Raw genomic sequence first — 25779 nt, forward strand, 5'->3', positions numbered from 1 at the left:
TAACTGGTTACGCAACTTCCTGATTGCTTCCTCCTGCAATGGCCGTGAAACAGCGAAACCTAACAAACACAAACTTGATTAGAACTAGGATTTTTGTTAGGACAAGAATGAGGCGGCGCAACGCGCCGCCTCATTCTTGTCTTCAGGACTTACGCATTTGTGTTGTGGGTAGGGTGCGAAGCACCACCCACAACACAAATACACTACGAATAGTGGACTTGCGTAAGTCCTGGTCCTATTAGGTTCAGGTCACGATGAAGTGGCGGGAGTTAATTTGGGTCGCACGAACGTTGTTGAGGGTGGCGAGCGTAGCGAAGGTTGTACCGAGGCCGCTGCCATCAGTGTCGATTTTGATGTCGGTACCGGTAGTTCCCTGCACCAGGCGTACGTAGCGAGTGAAGCGGCTATAGGCAGAAGTGCCGCTGAAGGCGGGTTGAGCGAAGATGCCACGGAGGTCGATCAGATCGGCGCTGAGAGCAAAGTCAGTGATGCGATCGCCCCGGTCTGTAACGCGGTTAAATTTGAATACATCCCGGCCTGCGCCGCCAACTAGCGTGTCGCTGCCTGCGCCACCCAGTAGCACATCGTCGCCGTAGTTCCCCAGTAGGCGATCAGCTCCAGCATCGCCGTTCAAGAGGTCTCGGTCGGAGCCGCCATCTAAGATGTCGTTTCCGATGCCACCGTAGAGGCGATCGTTCCCAGCATCCCCGTAAAGGCGATCGTTGCTAGCATCCCCGTAAAGGCGATCCAGCCCGTTACGGCCGTACAGAGTATCATTGCCACTTGCCCCTGTTAGGTAATCGTTGTAGCTGCCACCTGTTAACGTGTTGTTGGCAGTATTACCCCGTAGGGTTTTACCGGGCAGACCTCCTGTAAAGGGAATAGGAGTGGGGGTTGTTGCCATGGCTCCTTCCATTTGCCAGGTATCGGCTACGTTGGTCGTAAGCGTATGACCTACCGCATCGGTAATGCCAGAGGCAGCCTTCAGAACCAGGGTATAGCTGCCGAGGGCGGTTGTTAGGGCTGACAGATTGCCCAAGACCCAGGAGGTATTGTTGGTTGTGGTTAATGTGGTGTTGGTAAGGGCAATACTGGTGCCATTGCGAGTCAGGATGAGATCACTCAGGTCAAGCCCTGTGATGGCTTTGTTGAAGTTGAGGGTAATGGATGGGGTGCTGGTGCTGCGAGGGTCTGGGGAGACATTAACGATGTCTGCTGTCAGGGGAACCGTATCAATGGTTAATTCGTAGGTTGTATTATCAACGCCCTGGTTTCCAGCCAGGTCAAAGGCTTTGACGGTAACGTTGTAAGTGCCGCTGGTGAGGGTAGGCAGGGCGTTGTTTGCGAGGGTCCAGGTGCCGTTGCCATTGTTCGTGGCATAGCGGTCATTACCACTGACGGTAACCAGGATGGTGGCATTTGGATCGTTAACGGTTCCCTGTAATGCTGGCGTACTGTCGCCGGTTTTTAGAGTCTGAATGGTGACCGTGGGGGGAGTCGTATCGATAGTGAGTTCCCCAGTGCTGTTATCGGTGCCAATCCGTCCCTGAACGTTGGCGCTGGCGGCAACATCATAGACCCCTTCGGCTAAGGCCGATGTGATCCTGCCATCGCCCAAGACCCATGTCTTATCAGAATTGGGAACAACGTTGTAGGTCGTGCCATTGACGGTAACGCTGACGATGGCAGAAGCATCACTCACGGTTCCGCTGAGAGCCGGGGTGGTATCGCGGGTTATTCGGGAATTGATGGTAACGACAGGGAGTGCCAGATCGATCACCAGGGCATTGGGGTTATTGAGGGTCGTCGTGTTCCCGGCAGCATCAGTAGCGGTCACAGTGACGTCGTAAGTGCTAGGGGAAAGAGCGGGAGCGATCGCCCCATCCGCCAATTCCCAAGTCCCATTTCTGTTGTTCGTTGCCAGGTAAGTTTGGCCCTCGATGGTGACTTCAATTTTGGTTGTGAGGTCATTGTCACTGACGGTACCCGACAGCCGAGGGGTTGAATCTCCGGTGGTGAGGCTATTGAGGGTGACGGTGGGAACGGTTGCATCAATGGTGACGGTGATATCGCTGGCGGATTGACGGACGTTGCCAGCGGCATCGATGGCTTTGGCAATCAGTGTATGGCTTCCAGCGGATAGGGCACTGGTGGGGGTAATTTGCCAGCTTCCGTTTTGGGCGATCACACTGCCCATGAGTTTATTGCCTTCCCAAAGCTCAACCTTACTTCCTGTCTCGGCGGTACCACTAAAGATGGGGAGTGTGTTGTTGGTGATGTTGTCAGTGGCTAATTTACCTGTGTCGCTACCATCGGTCAGATCGGGTGTTGAGACAGCCGGGGCGATCGTATCAATGGTGAATGAAATCGTACTGGATTGCCCAATGCTGATGTTGCCCGCAGCATCCCGAGCCCGAGTGTAGACGGTGTAAGCTCCATCACCCAGGAAGTTGGGAGTGATCGTCCAACTGCCCGAAGACAAGACAACTCCGCTACCCAGGACGAACTCATCGCTCTGCCGAATTAACTCCACGGTACTTCCGGCTTCCCCTGTTCCAATGAAGGTAGGGCTATTGTCAGAGGTAATATTGTCGTCACTCAGGTACCCCAGGTCGCTGCCACTGTCGAGGTTGGGGGCGGAGGGCGCAGCGGGAGCCTGGGTGTCAATGCTAAAGGCGTTTGCATAATCTGCAACCAGTTGTGTCTTACCGTTAGTACTCTTGGCCCCGCTAATACGCACATCAATATTAGGAACAGTTTCGTTTGCATCTACCAGGGTGTAGGTGGCCGTAAAAGTGCGATCGCCACTCCATGCCTGCGATAAAAACTGAATCGTATTGAGTGGGCTTTCACCGACAGTGGGGAACGTAATTGTGGGCGATATCGTGGTATCCATTGCGCTGTCATAAACGACAGTAATGGTGAAGGTTTCTCCATAAGCAACAGCAGCATCTCCAATGCTAGGAGAATTAAAAGTGGTTGTGCTGGCTACAGGGGAGGCTGCCGCGACGGTACCGTTGTAGGTCAGGATGGCATCGTTTTTGGTATTGCCAAACACGATGTACCAGGTCTTTGTTTTGGACTGTCCGGCTAGAAGAGAGCCATAATTCATGGCCAGGTTGATATTGATATCATCCGCACTACCATTTGGATCAACGTTAGAAGACAGGATGGCATAGGGGTCAGGGATGGTATAGCCATCGCCATCTACCGTGACATGGGAAGCGGCATCTATCGAACCAAACCCCACAGTATATCCATTCCCGTTATTGATCGAAGCGACGACCAACCCGTTACTGACCACGTCATTATTAGTGATTTGGGTGCCCCCTGGATCGGGGTCGGCATTGTCCAGCGTCACTACGTTAAAAAGAGTTGTAGAGCCGACGTTTGTGAATGTGTCTTGAATGGCAATAATTTTGTCGTTATCCAGGAATGAAATAACGCGTTCAAAGTTAAGCCCATTCACAGGGGAGCCACTGACGGTAGCTTGGTTCAATGGACCCAAGCTTTGATCGAGAACAGTGGGGGCGATCGCCCAACCATTGCCATCGGTATAGGTTCTTCCATTTACCCCAATGGAGTAATCAAAAATAGGAACACCGTAGTCAAAAAAGTCAACAAAATTAGTACCGTTAAAGTATTTAATACCGCCTGTTCCCTGTCCTGTAGCTCCAGGCTGCATCATCTGACCAGCATCCAGATCCGCATCATCGATCGGCAACTGAATGTAATTACCTGAAAGTGTCGTTGTACTGTTGGATTCTTGAAGGATGTTGAGTTTAATATTGCCTGTGGCTGCGTAGCTACCATCCACTGCAATTTTGTAGGTGGTACCTTGGGTTGCCATAAATGTGATCTTGTCGGTACCATTAGGCCCCTGATCTCCATCACTCTGTCCTACTACAGTGAGGTTGCTAAGGCTGCTGCCGGTGTAAACTCCCAGAGTTGTATTGAAGTTACTCCCGAAGGTATTTATTTGTACCGGGCCAGTTTCCGGTGCCGTCCACGACCACCAGACAGAGTTTCGGTACTCTATGGGGCCATAATCACTATGGTCAGGTTCTGAAGTTTCTGCTGTTGCGCCAATATTTGTGCCGGTTACATTAACGGGGTTTCCCGTTAGCGAGATGGCATTCAAGAAGCCGTCATTTTGCAGTGTCATAGGTCAATACCCTGGAATGGCAAAGAAATGGTTCCGATATTTCATTGACACGGGTGGTGAATGAATCGGGATAAAGGATTTAAGGAAAGGGGCCTCGTGATGAGGTGGCTGAGGCTGAGGTAACGCTTGAGATGAATTGGGAAGAAGTAGAAACGTGATTTGAAGCTCGCTAGAAGGGTTGTTTTTTCGTGCGCTAAGCGCATGAAAAAAACAACCTTTAAAGCAAAACCTAGTGTTGCAAACACCAAATTTTGCAACATGGGGGTTTGGGGGCGAAGCCCCCAAGAAGGGGTTTTACCTCTTCACTCCTTACAAAACTTTCGTTTTGCTGTACTAGTGCAATGAAAGAATTAATGAGCGTTGGGAACTGTATGGTCTGACATGGCTTGTAAGTAAGCCTCTGTCGCGGCTTCACGTTCACCTATATTGGCTAGCGCATCGGCTAGGTGTAGATGATCTTCCTGCGTGTGATTAGGTTGAGCTACCTGCTGGTTGTAGTTGTGAATCTTTTGTATGTAGTAATCGCGCTCTGCTTGAGTAACAGGGGGTAAATAGATGGCACGGGTCGGTTTTAGCATGGGAGCCAGAGCAACTAATCCAGTGCCAATGACAAGAATAGCCAGGATGATATGTTTGGCGTGCTCAATTTCAATTGCCGAGTCGAATGAGAGTTGAACATCCGGAATAACTTTTTTCGGTGAGCTAGGAAATAGAAAGCTCATAATTAAACTCCAACAGGGTAAATGCTAATGGAACAGGCTCTATGAAGGGAGGATTTGTGTGGGTACAGCTCACAAAAATTTTTGGTAGAGCCTAGTAACTACGAGGAAAGGGGATTTTTGTGAGCGCAGCCCATAAAAAATCTGTAGAGCCTAGTAACTACGAGCAGAAACCTCACTGCTAACGGGATAGACGCCAGTGACTCGGCCCGTTGTATCTGTTAATTTGCCATACAGATACAGGGTTGCGACGTGGTTGTTGTTCTGATTCAAACAGGCGTAAAATCCACTGGCTCCTCGGAGGGATAGGGGGGCAGTAGAACAGCCTGCGGGTAACGTTGTTGGTGCCATTAGGGCGTCTACTAAAAGGCTATCCGTACTGCCTTGTATGCGCCGGATTGTTCCCGGTTGTGTCCATAGTTGGCTACAGTTGCTGACGTCATGGACGTAATAAATGACATGAGTATCGTTGGGCATGGTTAAGTCCAGGACGCCAGTTGCAGTACCGCAGCTAGGAGGAGAAATCGCATTAGTGGCGGGGACGGCGATCGCCTTTGCCATACGAATTTCATCGGCCATGAAATCGAGAGCACGATTCAAATTAGCCCGTCGCGAAATTTCTGATTCTGACTGCCGGTTGGCGTGTAGGATTGTAGCGACACCATAGCCTGCCAAAGCCAACATGATACTGGTTAACGACATGGCAATCAGTAATTCAATGAGGGTAAACCCCTTTGAATTTGAGTGTAACGTCACTGTTTTAAACAACCACTTCATTATCCGTTCTCCCATCATTTGGGACAGTGTATTGAATGAAGACACCTTAAGAAGCTGTTTGAAAAGCTTTGGGGAACTTTGATCTTGTTGCGTGTAGCGCGAAAAAATCAACTTTTCAAATGCGTTCTAAGGTAAACAACTTGTGTCTGTCGTGCCGTTCCCTGTATAGGTTCCCGTTCGTGTCAACCCCAGCGGGGCCGAAACGACAAGGCATCGTTGAAGATTTGTATTGGGCGATGCAACAACGACCGTGACAGCCTGGCTACTGGTTGCATTGTTTGAAGGGTTTAACATCACCCCTTTGAAATCAAATCGAACGGCTGAGGTTGAAGTTCGTAGAGTAACCCGAGTGAGGGCGCGATCGCCCCCCACCAAACAGGAGCCAGAGAGCGATCGTGTGCTGCTATTGAGGGTCAAATCACAAGCTCGGCTGGTTCGAATGGCCTGTCGCTGGCCTTCCAGTAAAGCCGTTTGGATATCGGCTAGTGCTGCGTTAACACGGGTTCTGGCATACATCCCAACAAACACAGGAGAACTGATTGCGCTCAAAATTCCGAGTAATCCAATCACAACCAGTAACTCAATTAAAGTAAAGCCTTTATTCGGCTCGCGGACATAGAAACGCCACATTTGGAATCACCTCTGTGTACATAGTTGTGAGAGGAGTAGCCGCACTGGGAGCATAAACTGAGTAGGTCAGTTGCAGCACTTCGTGAGGAGCTTGAGAGCTGACAACTGCATTTCGTTGTAGGGTATAGGTGCGACCTGAAATGATGCGAGTTCCTCCATTTTGTAGAGGCGGAAGGGCTTGCTGTAGAACATAGGCAAAGCCTGCCTGGGGAATTGTCGCTTCACATTTGTCCTGCGCTAAAACTCGGCTTCCTGCCGGTTGGTTTGACATGACATTAGCCGTCAGTCGAATGGTATTGCCGCTGATGCTCTGAATCGTATAAACGACGCTGCTACGGCCCAAGAGAATATGCTCGTTGGCTGTTAACCCACTACTGGAAACTAAGTTGACATAGGGTTGCCCGCTAGCGCTCGTATTGGCAAGGGTGTAGGAGAGCTGGTTGGACTGCGATCGCACCGCTTCCAAATCCTGCTGAATCCAATTCGTTGCTTCGCTTGAAATCCGGGATCGTACCTTTAAGACAACGGACATGCTTAACCCTGCCATAGCAATGCTGATAAATAAGGACAGAATGAGCATTGCGACGATGACTTCAATCAGGGTAAAGCCGAAGGAGTGCGAATGTTGAGAACCTATTTTGCACTTGCCCTGAACCGCTAGCAGAAACCTGACCAGTTGGAGGGAACGGTTCTGATTCTGGGCTTGTGTCGCATTTGGTTGGCACATGAGGGTGCGCTTTAGGCTGGAGACTTTTGAATACTGATTTAACATTGGATGTACCCTTTACCTATGGCGCTACTTCTTGCCTTTGCCAGGCACTAATGGGGGCAACTTGGGGAGGCAAGTTCTGGGGCATTAGGCCTACCATGTCTTCCCATGTTGCAGTTTGAATAACGGTCGTATTGCTTGTATTGGAACCACAGCTATTTCCGTTACTCCATTCGCGTGACCAGACTGAACCGCGGATGCCGCCTTGGCCGCCACCACCACCCGCAACTCCAACCGCATAATTAGGAGCCAGGATGAACATATCAATGTAGTTATTACCGTTTAAGCAAATGCTGCTGCCCACAGGTCCGTACCCGAAGACCTGAAAGTTGGTTGGGGTACAACGCACACCAATAGGAGCTGTAGTACAGTCATGGCGGATATTTCCACCCCGGCTGATGTTTCCATTCAGATAAAGGGTAATTCGTTGTCCTGGGGTAATGGTCAGGCTACTGCTTTGAGCGATTTGTAAGTTATTCACGACATACTCAAAGACCTGTACCATTTGTCCACTATTTAGCTGGCGGCTAACAGCTTCGTCGCCCGGACGGGGTAGCACGAGATTGGTGTTGATGTTACCGGGCAATGTATTTAAGGGCGGGTTCGGCTGAGTCGGTAAGGCCGGCAACTGCAAATTTGTGTATTGAGCTTCATAAGGATCACCCGTATCTGGGTTAATCCCTGTAGTATTGATACTGTTGAGGGCTGCGCTGCAATCATTTGTCATTACATCGCCTTGAATTCGGTTGCCGCCGATGCCACCTTGAGAAATCCAGACACCCGGGATGGGAACACCAATGATGTCTCCAGGTTGTACTGGGATGCTCACCCGTAATCGACTGATGCTACTCCGATTCGTTAGTCGCCCTTCCACTTCCAGAATGCCTGTTCCTGGTTCCTGATGAGGTTGGCTCGGATTACGAGGGACATAGGTATAGTTAGCCAGGCGGTATTGCCCTTTGCTGGGGTCGGCTGGGTCAACGTTTTGCCAGTTGCGAATTGCCGCTGAATAAGAGGCAATCTGATTGGTATTAGTTGGACTACAGGCATTAACGTTTGGCATCTGGGTCGGTGCTTGCAACCAGTCACTCAGGTTATAGGTTGCCATTGAACGGTGGTTGTTGAGGAAGGATTGGAGACGGGTAACCCCACTTTCCGTCACATTCATACTGCTGCCTGTTGCCTGTTGCAGGCTGGCAGTAGCACGATCGCTATGGGAGCGTACCAACATAGCCACAGTGATCATCAAAATGGCTAAGCCAAAACCAATGGCGAGAGGCATGGCAAAACCGCGATCGCCCTGGCGTTGAGAGGCAAAACGCCCTAATTTATAACCCTGCTTCACTAATTTCATAGGTAGGCTCCTATATTTGGCCTAAATGCTGTGTCGGTAACCTCTCTGCTCAGAGTCGTGTAGCGACGGCTTCAACTGAGGGATGTGTTCCTATCTATGAGACTAAACAGTAAAAATTAAGAACTTAAAAAGATAGAAGGGTATCTAATAACACTTCATCAAGGTTTGATATTACGGTGATGGGCTCCGGAATAATATGGAAACGGTTTTTTTCTGTTCTGAAAGCCAGTTTTGTTAATACAAACTTCGATGGAGAGTGTTGCTTTCAGTAACAGTTAATCTCCGTAGGTACGCTTTCCACTTATCCTTTTGGGGAATTGCTGAAACAACTTCTAGATAAGCAACTCCAAGAATTTCAGAAGTACGTTTTGAATCCTCTGAACCTGAAGCCCTACTGGTGCTTCCGCGTTTCTACGCTCCCTCACAAAAGCCTTTTTTGGGGAAAACCAGATTCTACCTGGCCTCCAGGCCTGTTCCGCAATTCCGCTGATTTTTACAACTCTTGATACAGTTATGCCCGAGCCACCTCAAGAAATGGCAGCAGAATGGGCATTTTAAGAGTACGGAGTTACGAATGTCACGGAGTACGAGGGCACTGGAATGCGCATTCTATTAGTGGAGGACGATTCTTACATGCGTCAGGCGTTAAATTTAACCCTGACTCGGCAGAACTATACGGTTGAGGTCGCCCAGGATGGCGAAATGGCCTGGGATTTAATCCAGGCGAATACCTATGACCTTGTGGTTTTGGATGTCATGCTGCCTAAAATAGATGGCATTAGCCTGTGTCAAAAACTGCGGGCTGCTCAAAATTACATCCCAATTTTGCTGCTAACAGGCCTCAACTCAGGTAGCGATAAAGTCATGGGGCTGGATGCCGGGGCCGATGATTATGTCGTCAAACCCTTTGATGTGGGAGAACTATTGGCTCGGGTAAGGGTTCTGTTGAGACGTAGTCCAACCCCTATGGTGATGCGCTTGCAGTGGGAGCATTTGCAGCTGGAACCCGCGAGCTGTGTGGTGACCTATCAGGAGCAGCCTCTACACCTGACTCCCAAAGAATACAAGTTACTGGAAGTTTTTCTCCGCAACCCATCCCGCGTATTTAGCCGAGAAGATTTGCTGAGCTACCTCTGGACGTCGGACGAATCGCCAGGGGAAGCAACCGTGACCACCCATATTACGGGATTGCGTCACAAGCTAAAGGCGGTGGGATGCCCTGCGGATGTGATTGAAACAGTGTATGGTCTGGGCTATCGCTTGAAAGCTCTGAATCCGGCGGTGAATTGAACCTGGAGTAGGGCCTGCAGACCAAGGGCTTCAACGGTGCAATTGTGGGAGTGCGTCCAAGCATGATGAAAAAGTTTCTGTCTGCTTTTGGCCTGACGGATAAGGGCACAAACGCCCCGTGCATCGATATGCGCTGTCTATCGCTCATCGTTGGGCTTAGTTTCTCCACAGGAAGTTTGTTCTTGTGGTGGGCTTTGCATGCAGCTGAAAGTACTTATATTCAGCAGACGGTTGAGCAAAAAGCAGAGGCTCTCAACACGGAGATCACCGAGCAAATTGAGCCTCAAATTCTTGCATTAGTGCGGATGTCCCGTCACTGGGAACAGGAGGGGGGCTTGAGCCGCGAGAACTGGGAGATGAATGCTAGAACGAACCTGGAAGACTTTAAGGGGTATCAGGCGATCGCCTGGGTAGACCCCTCGGCTCGGGTGCGCTGGATTGTACCCCTGGAGAATAGATCCACTTCACAGGACCTATCCCATGACTTTGCCCAACACCAAACGGCCCTGGAAACGGCCCGCAGAACTGGGCGGTTGGTCATTATTCCCCGCATTGATCTGGTAGGTAGAGAGAAAGGGTTTTTGGTGGTGATGCCGACGATGGAGAACCATCAACTGGTTGGGTTTATGGTGGGTGTCTTTCAAACTCATGCGCTGTTCAACACGCTGTTGGATGATAGTGATATTCAAGATTACGCAATTCAGGTATTCGATCACGCCCAACAGCTCTATAGCCGCCATGCCACTGTACAAACGCAAAATCCAGCGTTTGTGCAACGAACAACGATTACATTACATGAGTTGAACTGGCAGGTTTACGTTGCCCCAACCCGTGCTCTGTTAGGGCGCATGCAGTCTTACTTGCCAGAAGTTTCCTTATTCTCAGGGTTAAGTTTGTCCTGGATGCTGGCTCTGGCGATTTATCTAGCTCAAAGTAGCGATCGCACGGCAAAGTCTGCTCGTAAAACTGCCCTACAACTGCAAATTAGCAATCAAGAGTTAGAACACGAAATTTATGAACGCCAACAGGCAGAACACCTTCTACAGGCTACTCAGAAGCATTTAGAGCATGTGCTGTCTTGTAGTCCCCTCATTATTTATAGCTTCACCCTGGAGGGGCAAGGTGGTGTGACCTATGTCAGCCAGAACATTGAGGTCACCTTTGGCTACAGGGCAGAAATGTTTTTGAAAGATCCAAATTTTTGGATTGATCACGTGCATCCTGAGGATGTACCTCGTGTACTGGCAAACCGTCCTGCATTATTACAAAAAGAACGTGCAAGTTATGAATATCGATTCCTTCATTTGGATGGAAAGTATCGATGGGTGTTTGATGACTTGAGAGTGGTGCGTGGCTCCCAGGGGCAAGTGGTTGAAATTGTCGGCAGTATGCAAGACATTACCAGCCGTAAACAGGCCGAGGAGCAGACCAAAAAAGCACAGGATTTCTTGCAGACCGTGGTCAATAATGTCCCTGTGGCTCTATTTGTAAAGGATGGTAGGCCCCAGTACTTTGGGCAATTTAAACTGTGGAATAAAACCAGTGAGCAGATCTTTGGCATTTCTGCAAAGGATGCAATTGGCTCAACGGATAGTGACTTTTTCCCGCCAGAACAGGCTGAATTCTTCTATGAAAAGGACATTGAAACCTTTGCGAAAGGAGTGCTAGAAGATATTCCAGAAGAGCCTGTTCAAAGCCAGAATTTGGGCGATCGCATTCTCCACACCATTAAAGTTCCCATCTTTAATGAACTCCATGAGCCCGAATATTTATTGTGCATCTCTCAGGATATTACTGAAAAGAAAGAAGCCGAAACTCTACTACAGCAATCCCTGCAAGAACTTGCTGACTTTAAGTTTGCTCTCGATGCTTCATCGATTGTGGCCATCACCGATGGGCAAGGTATCATTCAGTACGTTAACGACAAATTCTGCGAAGTTTCTCGCTATAACCGCACTGAACTAATCGGTCAAAACCATCGCATCATTGATTCGCAGTATCACCCGAGAGAATTCTTCGTGCACCTCTGGGCAACAATCACCCGAGGCGATATTTGGAAAGGCGAAATCTGTAATTGTTCAAAGAATGGTGAGCTTTACTGGGTTGATACAACTATCGTGCCACTGATTGATAGTGCAGGAAAGCCAACACAATACATTGCAGTTAATATCGATATTACTGAGAAAAAAATACTGGAGAAACAGTTTTTACGGGTGCAGCGGATGGAAAGTCTGGGTACTCTGGCAGGAGGAATTGCCCATGACCTCAACAATGTTCTGGCCCCAATCATGATGGCGACTCAACTCCTGAAAATGCAAGACCAGGATGAGCCAACTCAACAGTGGCTTGAAATCATGGAAGGCAGTGCGAAGCGAGGGGCCGATCTGGTGAAGCAGGTCTTGTCCTTTGCACGAGGGATGGATGGCGAACACATTACCCTGCAAGTCCACTCTATCATTCATGAAATTCATCACATTTTAGAGGAAATTTTTCCTAAAGATATTACGCTTCGGGTCGATGTTCCCGCCGACCTGTGGCCTGTTCGGGGAGATACGACCCAGTTGCATCAAGTTCTCATGAATTTGTGTATTAATGCTCGGGATGCGATGCCAGGGGGTGGTGTGCTATCCATTACGGCTAGAAATGTCAGAATTGATGACAGCCCTGTGCGAACTCAGCTAGATGCCGCCCCTGGTTCTTATGTAGAAATTGCTGTGGTTGATACGGGAATGGGCATACCTGCTGCTATTCTCGATCGCATCTTTGAGCCCTTCTTCACCACCAAGGATTTTGGCAAAGGTACGGGAATGGGCCTATCTACCGTCATTGGTATTATCAAAAGCCATCGAGGGACAATAACTGTATCTAGCCAGCCCGGGCAGGAAACCCAATTCAAGGTCTACATTCCCTCAGCACAGACCACTCTGCTAGAACCAACAGACGAGGGAATACTTCCTGAAGGACGAAGTGAGCTAATCCTGGTTGTAGATGATGAATTGGCAATTTGTAATATCGCACGGGCATCTTTACAAGCGCATCACTACCGAGTGCTGACAGCTAACTCAGGGGCGCAGGCGATCGCCCTCTACACGCAACACGCCAATGCCATTAGCTTAGTTCTGATGGATATGATGATGCCTGAAATGGACGGTTTGGCGACGATGCAAAAGCTACGTCAAATGAATTCAGGTCTTCGCTTTGTCATTATGAGTGGGTTAATTTCAGGGATGGAGCTATCAGAAGTTGTAGACGCGTCAACTGTGGTATTCCTGCCAAAGCCGTTTACGACCCATGAACTGATCACAACCCTGAGTCAAGCTTTAGACGTGGCTAACGGCACCCTTTGATAACACTTGGCTCACTTGCTCTGCTCTCCTTTTGAATCGAATCCCAGTAGATTGAAAACGAGAGTTTTCGATCTACTGAGATTCGATTGTTTGTACAAAAAGGGATGGATGGTGCGGCACCCGGTGGCGCATCATCCCTTTTTGTATGAAGTTAGTTGCTGTCATCTAGGAAACTGCCGAAAGTCTTGGGTTATATAGCAATGATGTGCAAGTGCGTTAAGTACAGCAATGGTGGTGTGGGGCACGAAGTGCCCCACACCACCGTACCTAATCAACGTGCACAGCGCTATAGAGAGGGGTCTTCATAAATTCTTCAGAATTTTGCTTTAGGATGGGGCCGGAAAAGGGGAGTTTCTGTTTTGTCAGAGTCTTGGAAATTTGGGTATTTTTTGGGATAACACCATGAAAAAGTTTAAGGGAGTGTTACGAACATTCTGCTTATTCCTTTTTTTGGGCTTTATAAGGATATGTCCACTTGCTAAGGAGTGTTGAACTGGCCCTATATCTCCATCGAAACATTGAGTGTAACTATGCCTTGGATTCTTGTATTGGAAGACTCTCTTCTTTCCCGGCGGTTTGTGAGTAAAACCTTGGCGACTGAAGGTTTCGATGTTGTGGAAGCTTGTAGTGGGCTGAAGGGGCCGACTATTACGGCCAACGAGGTCATCGCTTGTGTTCTGCTTGACCTGTTGCCCCAGATGGATATGCCTAGATCGAGGGATATTTGCGGTGCTTCATAAAATCGTTGACCCCCTGCAACTTCTACACACTCTAGGATTCGCGCTGAACACTTCCAGAACACCTGTAACGCATTAATTTTTACGTTTGGAGAACACAAAAACAAAAATCTATATTCAAACAGCTTTTCAGGAAGACACATCTATGACAGTACTTACGGCTATGCAAGTGGAGGCTTTGCAAGAGCTGCTCAATATTGGAGCGGGACGCTCAGCGGCCATGTTAAACCGCATGGTTGGTGTTCACATACGCTTACAGGTTCCTCTGGTAGAAGTGGTGTCTGAAGTGGAACTGGTAACAGAACTACAACAACGTTTAAACCTAGAGCGTGTCGCAGCCGTGCGGCTAGGTTTTAGTGGTTCTTGCAATGGGATGGCCCATCTTGTTTTCCCATTTTCTAGTGCAGCAAGGCTTGTCACAGCATTGATGAGCGAAGATACAGAGCTTCAGCCCGATTTGGATGCCATTAGAATTGGCGCTCTCAGCGAAGTTGGCAACGTAGTATTGAATGGGGTGATGGGAGAAATCAGCAAGCTGCTGCATCAGCAGCTTAAATACTCAATTCCTGCTTATGCGGAAGTCCAAGCCTTAAATCTGTTTCATGCAGTTGCTGTGGATAAGCAGATGACTATTCTGCTGGCACAGGCTCGGTTGTCCATTGAGCAGTTGTTAGTAACAGGGGACATTATTTTACTCTTCAATATTGATTCCTTCGATATTTTATTGGCGGCTATTAAAGAACGCTGGGAGGTGGGTAATGAGTGGCCAACTTACGCCTAGTCAAGACTTTGGCCTCTTGGATGCAATTCCACTCGGTGCCTTCGTGACGGATGCTGATCTGAGAGTGCATTTTTGGAATGCTTGTCTGGAAGACTGGACTCATATTCCTCGTGACCAGATAATAGGTCAGCGTATTGACATCTGGTTTCCCCACTTAACCCAACTTAAATACCTAAGTCGGCTACATCAAATTTTTGAGGGGGGCATCCCGTTCTCTTTTCGTCGCAACTGCATCCCCATCTCATTCCAGCACAACGCTCCGATGACCAATTGCGGGTGCAATACACAACCGTGACAGCTATTCCTGGGGCTGGAAACGAAGAATTTTATGCGCTGTGGTCAATTCAAGATGTTACTGATTTAAGTACTGAGGTAAAGCGATATAAAGCAGAGCAGGCCAAGGCCTGGGATGAAGTGAAGGCTCGGAAACGGGTGGAACAGACTCTGAAAGAGATGAATCTGGCGCTGGAAAATGCCGTGATGGGTATTTCATACCTGGATACGGAGGGGCGGTACCAGAAGGTGAACCAGACCTATGCGGGGATGGTGGGTTATCAGCCAGAGGAAATGCTAGGGATGTCCTGGATACAAACGGTACATCCAGATGAGCTAGAACGGATGGTAGCAGTTTATGAGGGGATGCAGCAATCGGGGCAGGTTGAGCTCGAAACTCGAGGTATGCGTCGGGATGGCTCCGATTTTTACAAGCAATTGGTAATGGTGGCGTCTTATGACGAGCATCACCAGTTCCGAGGGCATTACTGTTTCATGAAAGACATTAGCGATCGCAAAGCCACCGAAGCCCAATTGCGAAATAACGAAGCTGCTTTAGCGGAAGCCCAACAAATGGGGCACTTAGGTAGTTGGGAACTTGACCTGGCAACCCAAACTATTACCTGGTCAGATGAGTTATTTCGAATGTTTGGGTTGAAACCGGTCAGTTCTCAGCCCACCTTTGGTGAGATTTTTAAGCACATTCATCGAGAGGATCGCGATCGCCTGCGCCAGGATCTGAGCCATATTGCGGTTGAGGGAGGAGACTGTCATATAGAGTTGCGAGTCATCAAGGCAGACGGCACCATTGGCTATGTCGATACCCGTGCTAAAGCCCGTTACAACGACCAGAGAAAGATTGATAAGCTTTTCGGTACCGTTCTTGATATTACTGAGCGAAAGCGGGCAGAGATAGCTTTGCAAGAGGAATTGCTACGTAGCAAGATACTGTTTAGTACATCCATGGATGGCATCGTAGTGATGAACCAGAATGGAGATGTGGTACAGGCCAGTACTAGCTTTGCGGAGATGATTGGCTACACCTTGGAGGAAACACTCCAGTTGAATGTAGTGGATTGGGATGCCCAATGGACCCAGCAAGAGCTTCATGAGATTCGCACCTGTAATGAGATAACACCGCTATTTGAAACATGCCATCGTCGCAAGGATGGCACGCTCTATGATGTTGAAATTAGCTACAGTCGTACAGAGATTGATGGCGAAATGATGCATTTTTGCATTTGCCGGGATATTGGCGATCGCAAGCGTACTGAAGCTGAACGTCAGCGAGTAGAAGCAGCCCTGCGGCAGAGTGAGGCTCGCTTTCAGGCATTTATGAATCACAGCCCTGCCCCTGCCTGGATTACCGATGCAGATGGCGTGGTGATGTACTTGAATGAAACTTATTACCGCATTTTTCGGGTCTTTCACGAGGCTCCCGTGGGTAAAACGATTTTTGAGCTATTTGGCCCTGAGATCGCCCAGCCTCTATGGGCTAATATTCAGACTGTATCTCATACCCAGGAAGTAGTCGAGGCTATCGAAGCAGCTCCACGTTTGGACGGAACGTTAGGGGAGTTCCTCGTTTATAAGTTTCCAGTTCCCGATGCATCCGGGCAGACACTGGTTGGAGGGGTAGCCGTTGATATTACCCGTCAGCTTCAGATCGAGGATGCTCTACGGCAGAGCGAAACAACAAAGCAGGCCATCATTGAAGCCATTCCTGATTTACTGATACGCATGCGCCTGGATGGTCGCTATTTGGACTTCGTTGCGAGTCGTGAATTCAAAGTTATTAATCCTGATCTGTCGCGTATTGGTGCAAAGGCTCAGGATCTTTTGCCCTCTGATATTGCTGATCTGCGCATGCGCTATGCCTACAAAGCTGTACAGCAACAAGCTATCCAGATCTACGAACAGCAACTTGTAATTGATGGGCAAGTGCACTACGAAGAGGTGCGTATCGTTCCCATGCAACAAGATGAAGTGCTCATTATGGTACGCAACATTACTGACCGCAAGCGAGCAGAAATTGAACTTAAACATCAAAAAGAGATTTTACAAACAATTTTTGATCACATCCCTATTATGGTGGCGATGTTTGAACCAAAAGGACAGCTCATATCCATCAATCCTGAGCTTGAACGAGTACTGGGATGGTCGCTCGAAGATTGGCAGAACCTGGACGTGTTTACCCATTGCTACCCTGACCCGACCTACCGTCAGGAGGTGCTGGATCACATGCTGTCGGCAAACGGTCAATGGAAAGATTGTCTGACTCGCACAGCAACTGACCAAACTCTTTATACCTCCTGGGCAAATGTTGCCCTTTCAAATGGTTTTTGCATTGGTATTGGTCAAGATATTAGTGGTCGCAAACAGGATGAATTAAAACTGCAACAGGCCAAAGAAGCAGCCGAGGTGGCTAATCAAGCGAAAAGTATTTTTTTGGCAAATATGAGCCATGAACTACGTACCCCATTGAATGTCATTCTTGGTTTTGCCCAGGTGATGAACCATGATCTTTCTCTCAATTCTGAACACCGAGAGAACTTACAAATCATCCAACGTAGTGGTGATCATCTGTTGAATTTAATTAATGATGTATTGGATCTCTCAAAGATTGAAGCAGGGCACTCAACCGTAGACCTGTGCAATATTGATCTCGTTGCCCTGTTACATTCCCTTCGCAATATGTTTCAGCAGCGGGCGATCGCCAAAGACCTCGAATTCTGCTTTGATATTAATCCTTCATTACCGCAGTATGTCACCACCGACCCCAGCAAACTCCGCCAGATTCTGATCAATCTGTTGGGTAATGCTATCAAGTTCACGAAATGGGGAGCGATCGCGCTACGGGTGCAGGTCATCCCAGAGGAGGGCTACCCCTCAGCTCTGACCCTGAGCTTTGAAGTGGAAGATACCGGCAATGGTATCGCTAGCACAGAGCGCGAGGCGGTCTTTGAAGCCTTTGTGCAGGCCGATGCAGGGCAAGGCAACACAGAAGGGACGGGCCTGGGGCTGGCGATCAGTCGTAAATTAGCGCGTTTATTGGGAGGTGATATTACCCTGGTGAGTCATCCTGGCCAGGGTAGTACCTTCCGTTTTACCCTACCCGTTCAACGGGTAATGGGCACCAATAACCAACCCGAGGTATGGAATCGGCGAGTGGTTTGTCTGGCACCAAATCAACCTAACTATCGCATCCTTGTAGTGGATGACCATTCTGAGAATCGCTTACTGCTGGTCAAACTGTTAACAAAAATTGGCCTGGAAGTGCGAGAAGCCTGTGATGGTCAGGAGGCGATCGCCCTCTGGCAAACATGGCACCCGCATCTAACCTGGATGGATATCCGCATGCCCATTCTCAACGGCTATGAAGCGGCTCAGTGGATTCGGGAACAGGAACGAGCCCATCAGGATGCGTCCTCAGAAAGTATGCGGTCGGTCATCATTGCTCTAACGGCCCACGCATCCCAGGGCGATCGTGACCTGGCCCTGGCGGCGGGGTGTGACGACTACATCAGTAAACCCTTTCAGGAGCAAACCTTATGCGAAAAGATGGCGAAGTATTTGGGACTAAGCTATGTTTATGCCGAGGATGCAGGCTCTTTCCCCGAGCCAGCGCTACCCCTCAATCAAATATTAACACCGGATGCTCTGCTTTTGATGCCTCCTTCCTGGATGGTGGATTTGCATCAAGCATCCCGAGCCTGTGATCAGGAAGCGGTTTTACAACTCCTATTGCAAATTTCTCCAGAGCATTTATCTCTGGCGATCGGGTTACGGCAACTGGCGCAAGATTTTGAGTTTCATCGTATCGTTCAATGGGTAGCTCAGCTGAAAGCTACAGATTCCATCTTGTTAAAGGATGAATGATCGTTCATTCTCCCATAGCCTTTCAACCCTCCTCTATGACCCAGGAGCACCCATGCTGACCACGGCTGACCTAAAAATGAAACTAAAATTTAGCATCTTAATTGTGGATGATCAGCCTGACAACCTGCGAACACTCTCGGCAATTTTGCGGGATGAGCGCTATACAGTGCGGCAAGCTATCAGTGGTCAAGTGGCATTGGATGCGGTACAGGTCAGCCTTCCCGATTTGATTCTGTTAGACATTCGTATGCCAGAGATGGATGGGTATGAAGTATGTTCTATCTTGAAAGCTAATCCTGAAACCTGCCATATTCCTGTCATTTTTTTGAGTGCGCTCAATGATGTCAATGATAAAGTCAAAGCCTTTACAGCAGGTGCAGTAGACTATATAACAAAACCGTTTCAAGCGGAAGAAGTACTTATTCGTATTGGTCATCAGCTCACTATTCAGCAGCAGCAGCAACAACTTCGTAACCAGAATCAACGCCTTCAAGAGGCAGGTGAGATTTTGCAATTTCAGGCTGAGCAAGAAAGGGTGATGGGTACGATCATCCAACGCATTCGCGAGTCGTTAGACAAAAAAAATGTTTTTGATACAACGGTCTCTGCCATTCAACATTTATTGAGGGCAGATCGTGTATTAATTTATCAATTATTTCCCAACGGAACGGGAAAGGTGGTTGCAGAGTCCGTTTTATCTGGCTTTCCCAGCATTCTAGGCATGGTATTTCCAGAGGAAGTCTTCCCCTCAGCCTATTATGAACTGTACGAACACGGCAGAATTTGCATTATCAACGATGTTCATAATGGCTATGCTGATATAACGCCGTGCCTGGTGGAATTTATTGATCAGTGGGCCGTTCAGGCCAAGTTGGTAGTGCCTATTTTACTCAATGGAGTGCTATGGGGATTGCTGATTATTCACCAGTGCGGAAGTCCACGGGCATGGTTGAGCTCCGAGGTGAGCCTACTCTCTCAACTGGCAGGGCAGATTGCGATCGCCATTCAACAGGCCGAACTTTATCAGGAAATCCAATCCTTCAACCTCAATCTGGAGCAGGAGGTGTCAGCGCGCACAGCGGAATTGCGGCAGGCACTCTCATTTCAAGCCATGCTCAAACGCATTTCTGATAAGGTGCGGGACTCTCTGGACTCCCAGCAGATTCTACAGAGCGTGGTGGAAGAGTTGGCGATCGCCCTGGATGCAACGGCCTGTGATGCTGCCCTCCATAGCCCAGATCATCGTACCTCGACCATTTCCTACCAGTATGTTCAACCGGGTGTTGAAGCTACCCAGGGCCAGCAAACCCAAATTCAGGATGCCTCTGAGCTTTATGCACAATTGCATCAGGGCCATAGCTTTGCGTTTTGCCAGCTTGAGTCAGGTTCTATTCGCAAGCATTCGGCCATTCTGGTGTGCCCTATTGTTGATGGGCAGTCAGAGTCGGACATGATGGGCGACCTGTGGGTGTTCAAACCTGCGGCGGCTAGCTATAGCGAGATGGAGATGCATCTGGTAGAGCAGGTGGCGAATCAGTGTGCGATCGCCTTGCGCCAAGCTCAACTCTATGAGGCCGTTCAGACTCAGTTGCAGGAACAACAGCGCCTCAATCAACTAAAAGATGATTTTCTAAGTACGATTTCCCATGAGCTACGCACCCCCATTGCCAGCATCCGCATGATTGCACGATTGCTTATGTCGATTACTCATCAAGGGGAATCGTTTGTTCAAAAAATGGTGTCTCCAGAGGCTCAGAATAACAAAGCTGCGCAGTATCTCAAGGTTTTGCAGGATGAGGCTGAGCGGGAATTAACCCTGATTGAAGATTTGCTGAGCTTACAACACATTGAAGCTGGGGTGTATGCCCTTGATCCTACACCTATCAGCTTACAAGATTGGCTCCCTCACATGATCGAAACCTTTGAAATTCGAGCTCAGGAGCAACAGCAAACCTTGAAGCTGACTATTGCACCCAATTTCCCTGGTTTAGAGGTTGACCTACCCAGCTTAAGCCGTATTGTGACGGAATTACTCAATAACGCCTGCAAGTACACGCCACCGGGAGAAGCGATTTTTGTGCGGGCATTTGCCCAGGCTGATCAGTTCTTTTTACAAATTGAAAATATGGGCACAGAAATAGCTCCTGAAGAGCTTTTGCGTATTTTTGATAAGTTTTACCGCATTCCCAACAATGATCCCTGGAAACATGGGGGCACTGGTTTGGGACTGGCTCTGGTTAAGAAATTAGTAGAGCACATGGGCGGAACAATTACCGCAAAAAGTTCTGACAACACTATGCAATTTGTCGTGCAATGCCCTATCTCCTCAAAGGGTTTATATCAACAATTCTGAATAGATTGACGAATACTAAACGCCCCAATTCTATTTAAAGATTGTTTTCCTGCGCGAAGCATACAAAAAACAGTGCTGTATTTTCGGATACTTTCCTGATGCTATGAAATGATTGTTATCCACATAAAAACTTTAAAGCTGAAGCCTAAAATTTCTACATCCTGGGAGAAGTATACTGATCAGTACATCTTTAACAGATATGGATTTTGAATGACTGTGACTCACAGTAAGAAAGGGAGAGATGACAACCCAAGAGCTAGCCGAACAATTGATACTAACGATTAATGGTCAGCAGATTCATCTGAAACAGGTTTCTCCGACTCAAACACTACTGCACTATCTACAGGAAAGTGGTAGGACAGGAACGAAGGAGGGGTGCGGAGATGGAGATTGTGGTGCCTGTACTGTTGTGCTTGTTGGGGGAGACCTGGATGGTCAACCTATTTACCAGGCGGTGAATAGTTGTTTAATTCCGCTGGGTTCATTAGCCGGGCGAGAGGTGATTACTGTCGAAGGGATTAGCAACGGGCAGCTACATCCAGTTCAGCTAGCCATGGTGGAGACTGGCGGTTCCCAATGTGGGTACTGTACGCCAGGGTTCGTCATGAGTATGTTTGCTGCCTACTACAACGGTGTGGTCGATGATGCCGCTGTGGAAGGTAACCTTTGCCGTTGTACAGGGTATGTCCCGATTCGTCGTGCTGCACAGTTGATGGCAAACCCAACACCATGCGATCACTTTACAGAGAAACTGCAACATTCAGTAAGCCTGACCCCCCTCAGTTACATCACGAATGATCAAGAGTTTTACCGCCCAACTGAGCTAGAAGATGTGTTCAGTCTGTTACAACAACACCCAACTGCAACCCTAATTGCAGGTGGCACTGATTTAGGCTTGGAGATGAGCCATCATCGGCAATCCTTTCCTGTTTTAATTTCATTGGAGGCGATCGCAGAACTTCACGAAATCCACGAGACAGCTGATGTGCTTGAGATTGGAGCTGCTGTTCCCCTCAGCCAAATTGAAAATCGGCTGCATGGCATCTTTCCCAGCCTCGATGAAATGCTGCACTGGTTCGCAGCCCGTCAAGTCAAGAATCGTGCAACCCTGGGGGGCAATATTGGTACGGCTTCTCCCATTGGGGATTTACCCCCGGTTCTTCTGTCGTTAGATGCTCAGCTAAGAATTGGCAGTGCTTCTGGTCAACGGACGATCGCACTGGCCGAATTTTTCAAAGGTTATCGCATGACAGATTTACAAGCGGGTGAGGTGATCGTTTCCGTTAGGATTCCTAAGACGATCGCTCCAGGTGCCACTCGTCGCCTCAGTCAATCCTATAAAATTGGCAAACGGGGAACCGATGACATCAGCATTGTGGCTGCCGCTTTTACCATTGATTTGGATGGCAACAACCAGATCGTTTCTGCACGCTTGGCTTATGGAGGCGTAGCGGCAACGCCTGTACGAGCGATCGCCGTTGAAGAAATGCTGCTGGGTCAAACCTGGAATGCGGCTACAGTGCAGGCGGCAAAAGCTGCCTTAAAAGACACCTTTACCCCGCTCACCGATCTGCGGGGAAGTGCAGCATACTGCAAGCTCCTGATCGCAAATTTGTTTGAAAAGTTTTTTGTCGAAGTGCAATAAATCAGATTTAAGGAGATGGCAGCAATGCAGATCGTCGGTCAGCACAAACGTCATGAGAGCGCAGAAGGGCATGTTACGGGTAAAGCTGTTTATACCGATGAGCAGCGTCCTCCCATGGGGATGTTATCGCTGTATCCAGTCCTGTCGTCCCATGCCCATGCGCGTATTACGCGCATAGATGTTTCTGCGGCCTACGATGTCGAGGGGTTCGTCACGGTATTAACGGCAGATGATATTCCAGGTGAGAATGATACAGGAGCCATTGCCCATGATGAGGTGCTACTGCCGACCGATGTTGTGAGCTATTGGGGGCAGGTGGTTGTTTGGATGGTGGGAGAAACCGAGGATGCAGCCCGTAACGCAGCAGCAAAGGTAGTCGTTGAGTACGAACCGCTCGAGCCTGTTTTGACGGTTAAGGAGGCGATCGCTCACCAATCATTTCATACGGCCCCTCAAGTCGTTCGTCGGGGTTTAGGGGCAACGTCAGCCACCGCTGACCTGTGGCTAGAGGGCGAGGTAGAAATGAACGGACAGGATCATTTTTACCTGGAGACGCAAACCAGTTGGGTCATTCCTGATGGAGAAGGACACTACCAGGTGTATGCGTCTACCCAGCATCCAACTGAAACTCAGGTTATTGTTGCTCGAGTTTTAGGGATTGCGTCTAATCAGGTTGTTGTCACCTGTCTCAGAATGGGGGGCGGGTTTGGAGGCAAAGAAACGCAGGCAAATCCCTATGCGGCGGCAGCAGCGATCGCGGCTCACAAAACAGGTCGTCCGGTACGGGTCAAACTAAGCCGTCATCACGACATGATTTTGACAGGAAAACGGCACGGCTTCCTCGGCCAATATCGAGTAGGGGTGAACCGAGATGGAAAAATCGTTGCGTTAGATGTCGACCTTTATGCTGATGGTGGTTGGAGTTTAGATCTTTCTCCACCCGTTTTATTGCGGGCTATGTTGCATGTCGATAATGCCTATTACATCCCCCATCTGGAAGTGCGCGGGCATATCGTCAAGACGAACAAGGTCTCGAATACCGCTTATCGCGGCTTTGGTGGGCCTCAAGGCATGATTGTCATTGAAGACATTGTGGATCGGGTTGCACGAGCTCTTAAACTTCCTCCGGAATTCGTTCGTGAATGCAACTTCTACCACGGTCAGGGAGAAACAAGCACTACGCATTATGGTCAGGAAATCACTGACAATCGCATTGGACGGGTGTGGAATGAAGCTAAGACCATCTCGAATATGGTTGAGCGGCAGGTGGCGATCGCCCAGTACAACCAGGCGAATCCATACAAAAAACGTGGTTTAGCCATTACCCCAGTTAAATTTGGCATCTCCTTCAATAAGGTGGAATACAACCAGGCTGGTGCGTTGTTGCTTGTCTATATGGACGGGAGTATCCAACTTAACCACGGTGGTACGGAAATGGGGCAGGGGCTCCATACCAAAATGTTGCAAGTGGCATCTCAGGCTTTGGGGGTTAGTGTCGAGCGATTTCGCATGATGCCTACCAGTACTGATAAAGTTCCCAATACCTCTGCAACAGCCGCTTCTAGTGGGTCTGACTTGAATGGGCAAGCTGTCAAAGATGCCTGTGATACGATCAAGTCACGATTGATGCCGGTTGCGGCTGAAATGCTGAATTTAGATCCGGATGCAGCGCTTATTTTTGAAAATAACTGGATTTATGATGTCACTCAGCCTGATTTAAGAGTGTCATTTGAAGCTGTGGTCAAAAAGGCATATCACGATCGCATCAGCCTTTCTGCCACAGGCTATTACCGTACTCCCACAATTTATTGGGATGCTGCGGCTGGCAAAGGGCACCCCTTCTATTACTTTGCCTATGGCGCTGCCGTCAGTGAAGTTGAGATTGATGGTTTTACAGGCACCTTTAAGCTACGACAGGTTGATATTGTGCATGATGTGGGTGAGTCTCTGAATCCATCGGTAGATCGTGGTCAGGTTGAAGGGGGCTTTGTGCAGGGCATGGGATGGCTAACGATGGAGGAGTTGGTATGGGATGAGCAGGGGCGATTGCGAACATTTGCCCCCAGTACCTACAAGATTCCAACCATTAGCGAAATTCCTGAACACTTTAATGTGCAGCTTTTAGAACGGGCAGCCCAAGATGGTGTGATCTACGGCAGCAAAGCGGTTGGTGAACCTCCCTTTATGCTGGCAATGTCGGTGCGGGAGGCTATTCGGGCCGCGATCGCCGCTTTTGGTACGTCCTCTCATGTTCAACTGGCTTTACCCGCAACCCCGGAAGCTATTTTGATGGCGATCGAAACCGTACGCGCGACATCAGAACATGCTCTAGATGCGATGGCCAACCCGATCGCCAGCCTGTAATGTCCTCAGTGGATTTTTATCATCAACTCGCGAAATCTCTGCACCAGGGAGCCGTTGTGCTGGCTACAGTGACTCATGTAACTGGCTCTGTGCCACGGGAAGTCGGTGCAAAAATGATCGTTTATGCGGGTGGGGAAACGTTCAGCACTATTGGGGGTGGAGCCGGGGAAGCGAAAGTAATTCGCCACGCGCTGATCGTTTTAGAAACAGGTGAAAAACAATCGGTTGAGATCGATTTGTCCGGAGCGCCTTATCGAGAAACCCAGGGCATCTGTGGCGGAATGATGTGGGTGTGGTTAGAGCGGTGGCAGGGAGAAGACGCGATCGCCCGAACTCACCAAATTCTAACGAAACTCCAGGCAGGGCAATCCATCACCCTGGTCACACCCCTTGCCCAAAACCAATTGCCTTATGTACAGAATGCCTCATTAGACGGTTCCTGTACTCCATTACCAGAAGCTTTTGTCGAAACCATTCAACCACCTCCTCTGTTACTAATTGTGGGAGCGGGGCATGTAGGCGAAAAACTAGCGATCGTTGCGCGTTTGGCAGGCTTTCAGATTGCTGTACAGGACGATCGCCCCAGCCCTTTCAAGGTGCTTTTTTATCTTTTTTAGATTTCGATTCACTCAGCAATCGAGCAGTGGAGACATGAGGTTTGTCTTTTTGCCGTTCGGGTTTTGGAACTTTCTTTTT

Annotated in this window: 16 protein-coding genes; 10 read left to right on the plus strand and 6 right to left on the minus strand. The window is 48.9% G+C overall.

Annotated features, from left to right (window positions below; translation table 11 throughout):
* Positions 1-244: 244 nt before the first annotated feature.
* From NDI52_RS31385 to NDI52_RS31410, 6 genes are all read right to left on the minus strand, one after another.
* Positions 245-4165 carry an Ig-like domain-containing protein gene (locus NDI52_RS31385; RefSeq protein WP_190774980.1) on the minus strand — a complete coding sequence of 1307 codons (3921 nt, stop codon included), beginning with the start codon at positions 4163-4165 and terminating at the stop codon, positions 245-247.
* 350 nt (positions 4166-4515) lie between these two features.
* Complete coding sequence (locus NDI52_RS31390; protein ID WP_190774981.1) at positions 4516-4887, minus strand: hypothetical protein; 372 nt, start codon at positions 4885-4887, stop codon at positions 4516-4518.
* A 150-nt stretch (positions 4888-5037) separates the two neighbouring features.
* Positions 5038-5661 (minus strand): prepilin-type N-terminal cleavage/methylation domain-containing protein, encoded by a 624-nt coding sequence (locus NDI52_RS31395; RefSeq protein ID WP_190774982.1) that lies wholly within the window; start codon positions 5659-5661, stop codon positions 5038-5040.
* A gap of 126 nt (positions 5662-5787) precedes the next feature.
* Entirely contained in the window at positions 5788-6291 is a 504-nt protein-coding gene (locus tag NDI52_RS31400; protein WP_190774983.1) for a prepilin-type N-terminal cleavage/methylation domain-containing protein, read from the minus strand.
* The gene (locus NDI52_RS31405; protein ID WP_190774984.1) at positions 6260-7018 is read right to left on the minus strand and encodes a type II secretion system protein; all 759 of its coding nucleotides are present in this window, start codon (positions 7016-7018) and stop codon (positions 6260-6262) included. The genes NDI52_RS31400 and NDI52_RS31405 overlap by 32 nt, the downstream gene beginning before the upstream one ends.
* Positions 7019-7079: 61 nt before the next feature.
* Positions 7080-8414: a hypothetical protein gene (locus tag NDI52_RS31410; RefSeq protein WP_190774985.1), complete on the minus strand. Its 1335-nt coding sequence runs from the start codon at positions 8412-8414 to the stop codon at positions 7080-7082.
* Positions 8415-9014: 600 nt separating this feature from the next.
* Here NDI52_RS31410 and NDI52_RS31415 point away from each other — a divergent pair.
* From NDI52_RS31415 to NDI52_RS31460, 10 genes are all read left to right on the plus strand, one after another.
* Positions 9015-9704: a response regulator transcription factor gene (locus NDI52_RS31415; RefSeq protein WP_190774986.1), complete on the plus strand. Its 690-nt coding sequence runs from the start codon at positions 9015-9017 to the stop codon at positions 9702-9704.
* A 62-nt stretch (positions 9705-9766) separates the two neighbouring features.
* Positions 9767-13051: a PAS domain S-box protein gene (locus NDI52_RS31420; RefSeq protein ID WP_190774987.1), complete on the plus strand. Its 3285-nt coding sequence runs from the start codon at positions 9767-9769 to the stop codon at positions 13049-13051.
* Positions 13052-13581: 530 nt separating this feature from the next.
* Positions 13582-13791 carry a response regulator gene (locus NDI52_RS31425; protein WP_190774988.1) on the plus strand — a complete coding sequence of 70 codons (210 nt, stop codon included), beginning with the start codon at positions 13582-13584 and terminating at the stop codon, positions 13789-13791.
* A 142-nt stretch (positions 13792-13933) separates the two neighbouring features.
* A complete protein-coding gene (locus NDI52_RS31430) occupies positions 13934-14569 on the plus strand; it encodes a chemotaxis protein CheC (protein WP_190774989.1) in 636 nt (211 codons plus the stop codon).
* Positions 14547-14864, plus strand: a complete 318-nt coding sequence (locus NDI52_RS31435; protein WP_190774990.1) for a PAS domain-containing protein — start codon at positions 14547-14549, stop codon at positions 14862-14864. Before NDI52_RS31430 ends, NDI52_RS31435 begins: the two co-directional genes overlap by 23 nt.
* Complete coding sequence (locus NDI52_RS31440) at positions 14846-18721, plus strand: PAS domain S-box protein (RefSeq protein ID WP_348256987.1); 3876 nt, start codon at positions 14846-14848, stop codon at positions 18719-18721. The genes NDI52_RS31435 and NDI52_RS31440 overlap by 19 nt, the downstream gene beginning before the upstream one ends.
* Complete coding sequence (locus NDI52_RS31445; protein ID WP_190774992.1) at positions 18714-21074, plus strand: response regulator; 2361 nt, start codon at positions 18714-18716, stop codon at positions 21072-21074. The genes NDI52_RS31440 and NDI52_RS31445 overlap by 8 nt, the downstream gene beginning before the upstream one ends.
* A gap of 241 nt (positions 21075-21315) precedes the next feature.
* Positions 21316-22719, plus strand: coding sequence for a xanthine dehydrogenase small subunit (gene xdhA, locus NDI52_RS31450; protein WP_190774993.1), 1404 nt, complete (start codon positions 21316-21318; stop codon positions 22717-22719).
* A 24-nt stretch (positions 22720-22743) separates the two neighbouring features.
* Positions 22744-25083 carry a xanthine dehydrogenase molybdopterin binding subunit gene (gene xdhB, locus NDI52_RS31455; RefSeq protein ID WP_190774998.1) on the plus strand — a complete coding sequence of 780 codons (2340 nt, stop codon included), beginning with the start codon at positions 22744-22746 and terminating at the stop codon, positions 25081-25083.
* Positions 25083-25700 (plus strand): XdhC family protein, encoded by a 618-nt coding sequence (locus NDI52_RS31460; protein WP_190774994.1) that lies wholly within the window; start codon positions 25083-25085, stop codon positions 25698-25700. The genes xdhB and NDI52_RS31460 overlap by 1 nt, the downstream gene beginning before the upstream one ends.
* The last annotated feature ends 79 nt before the right edge of the window (positions 25701-25779 follow it).

It is taken from the genome of Leptolyngbya sp. PL-A3, assembly GCF_039962325.1.
In the GTDB taxonomy this organism is placed as follows: domain Bacteria; phylum Cyanobacteriota; class Cyanobacteriia; order Elainellales; family Elainellaceae; genus Vacuolonema.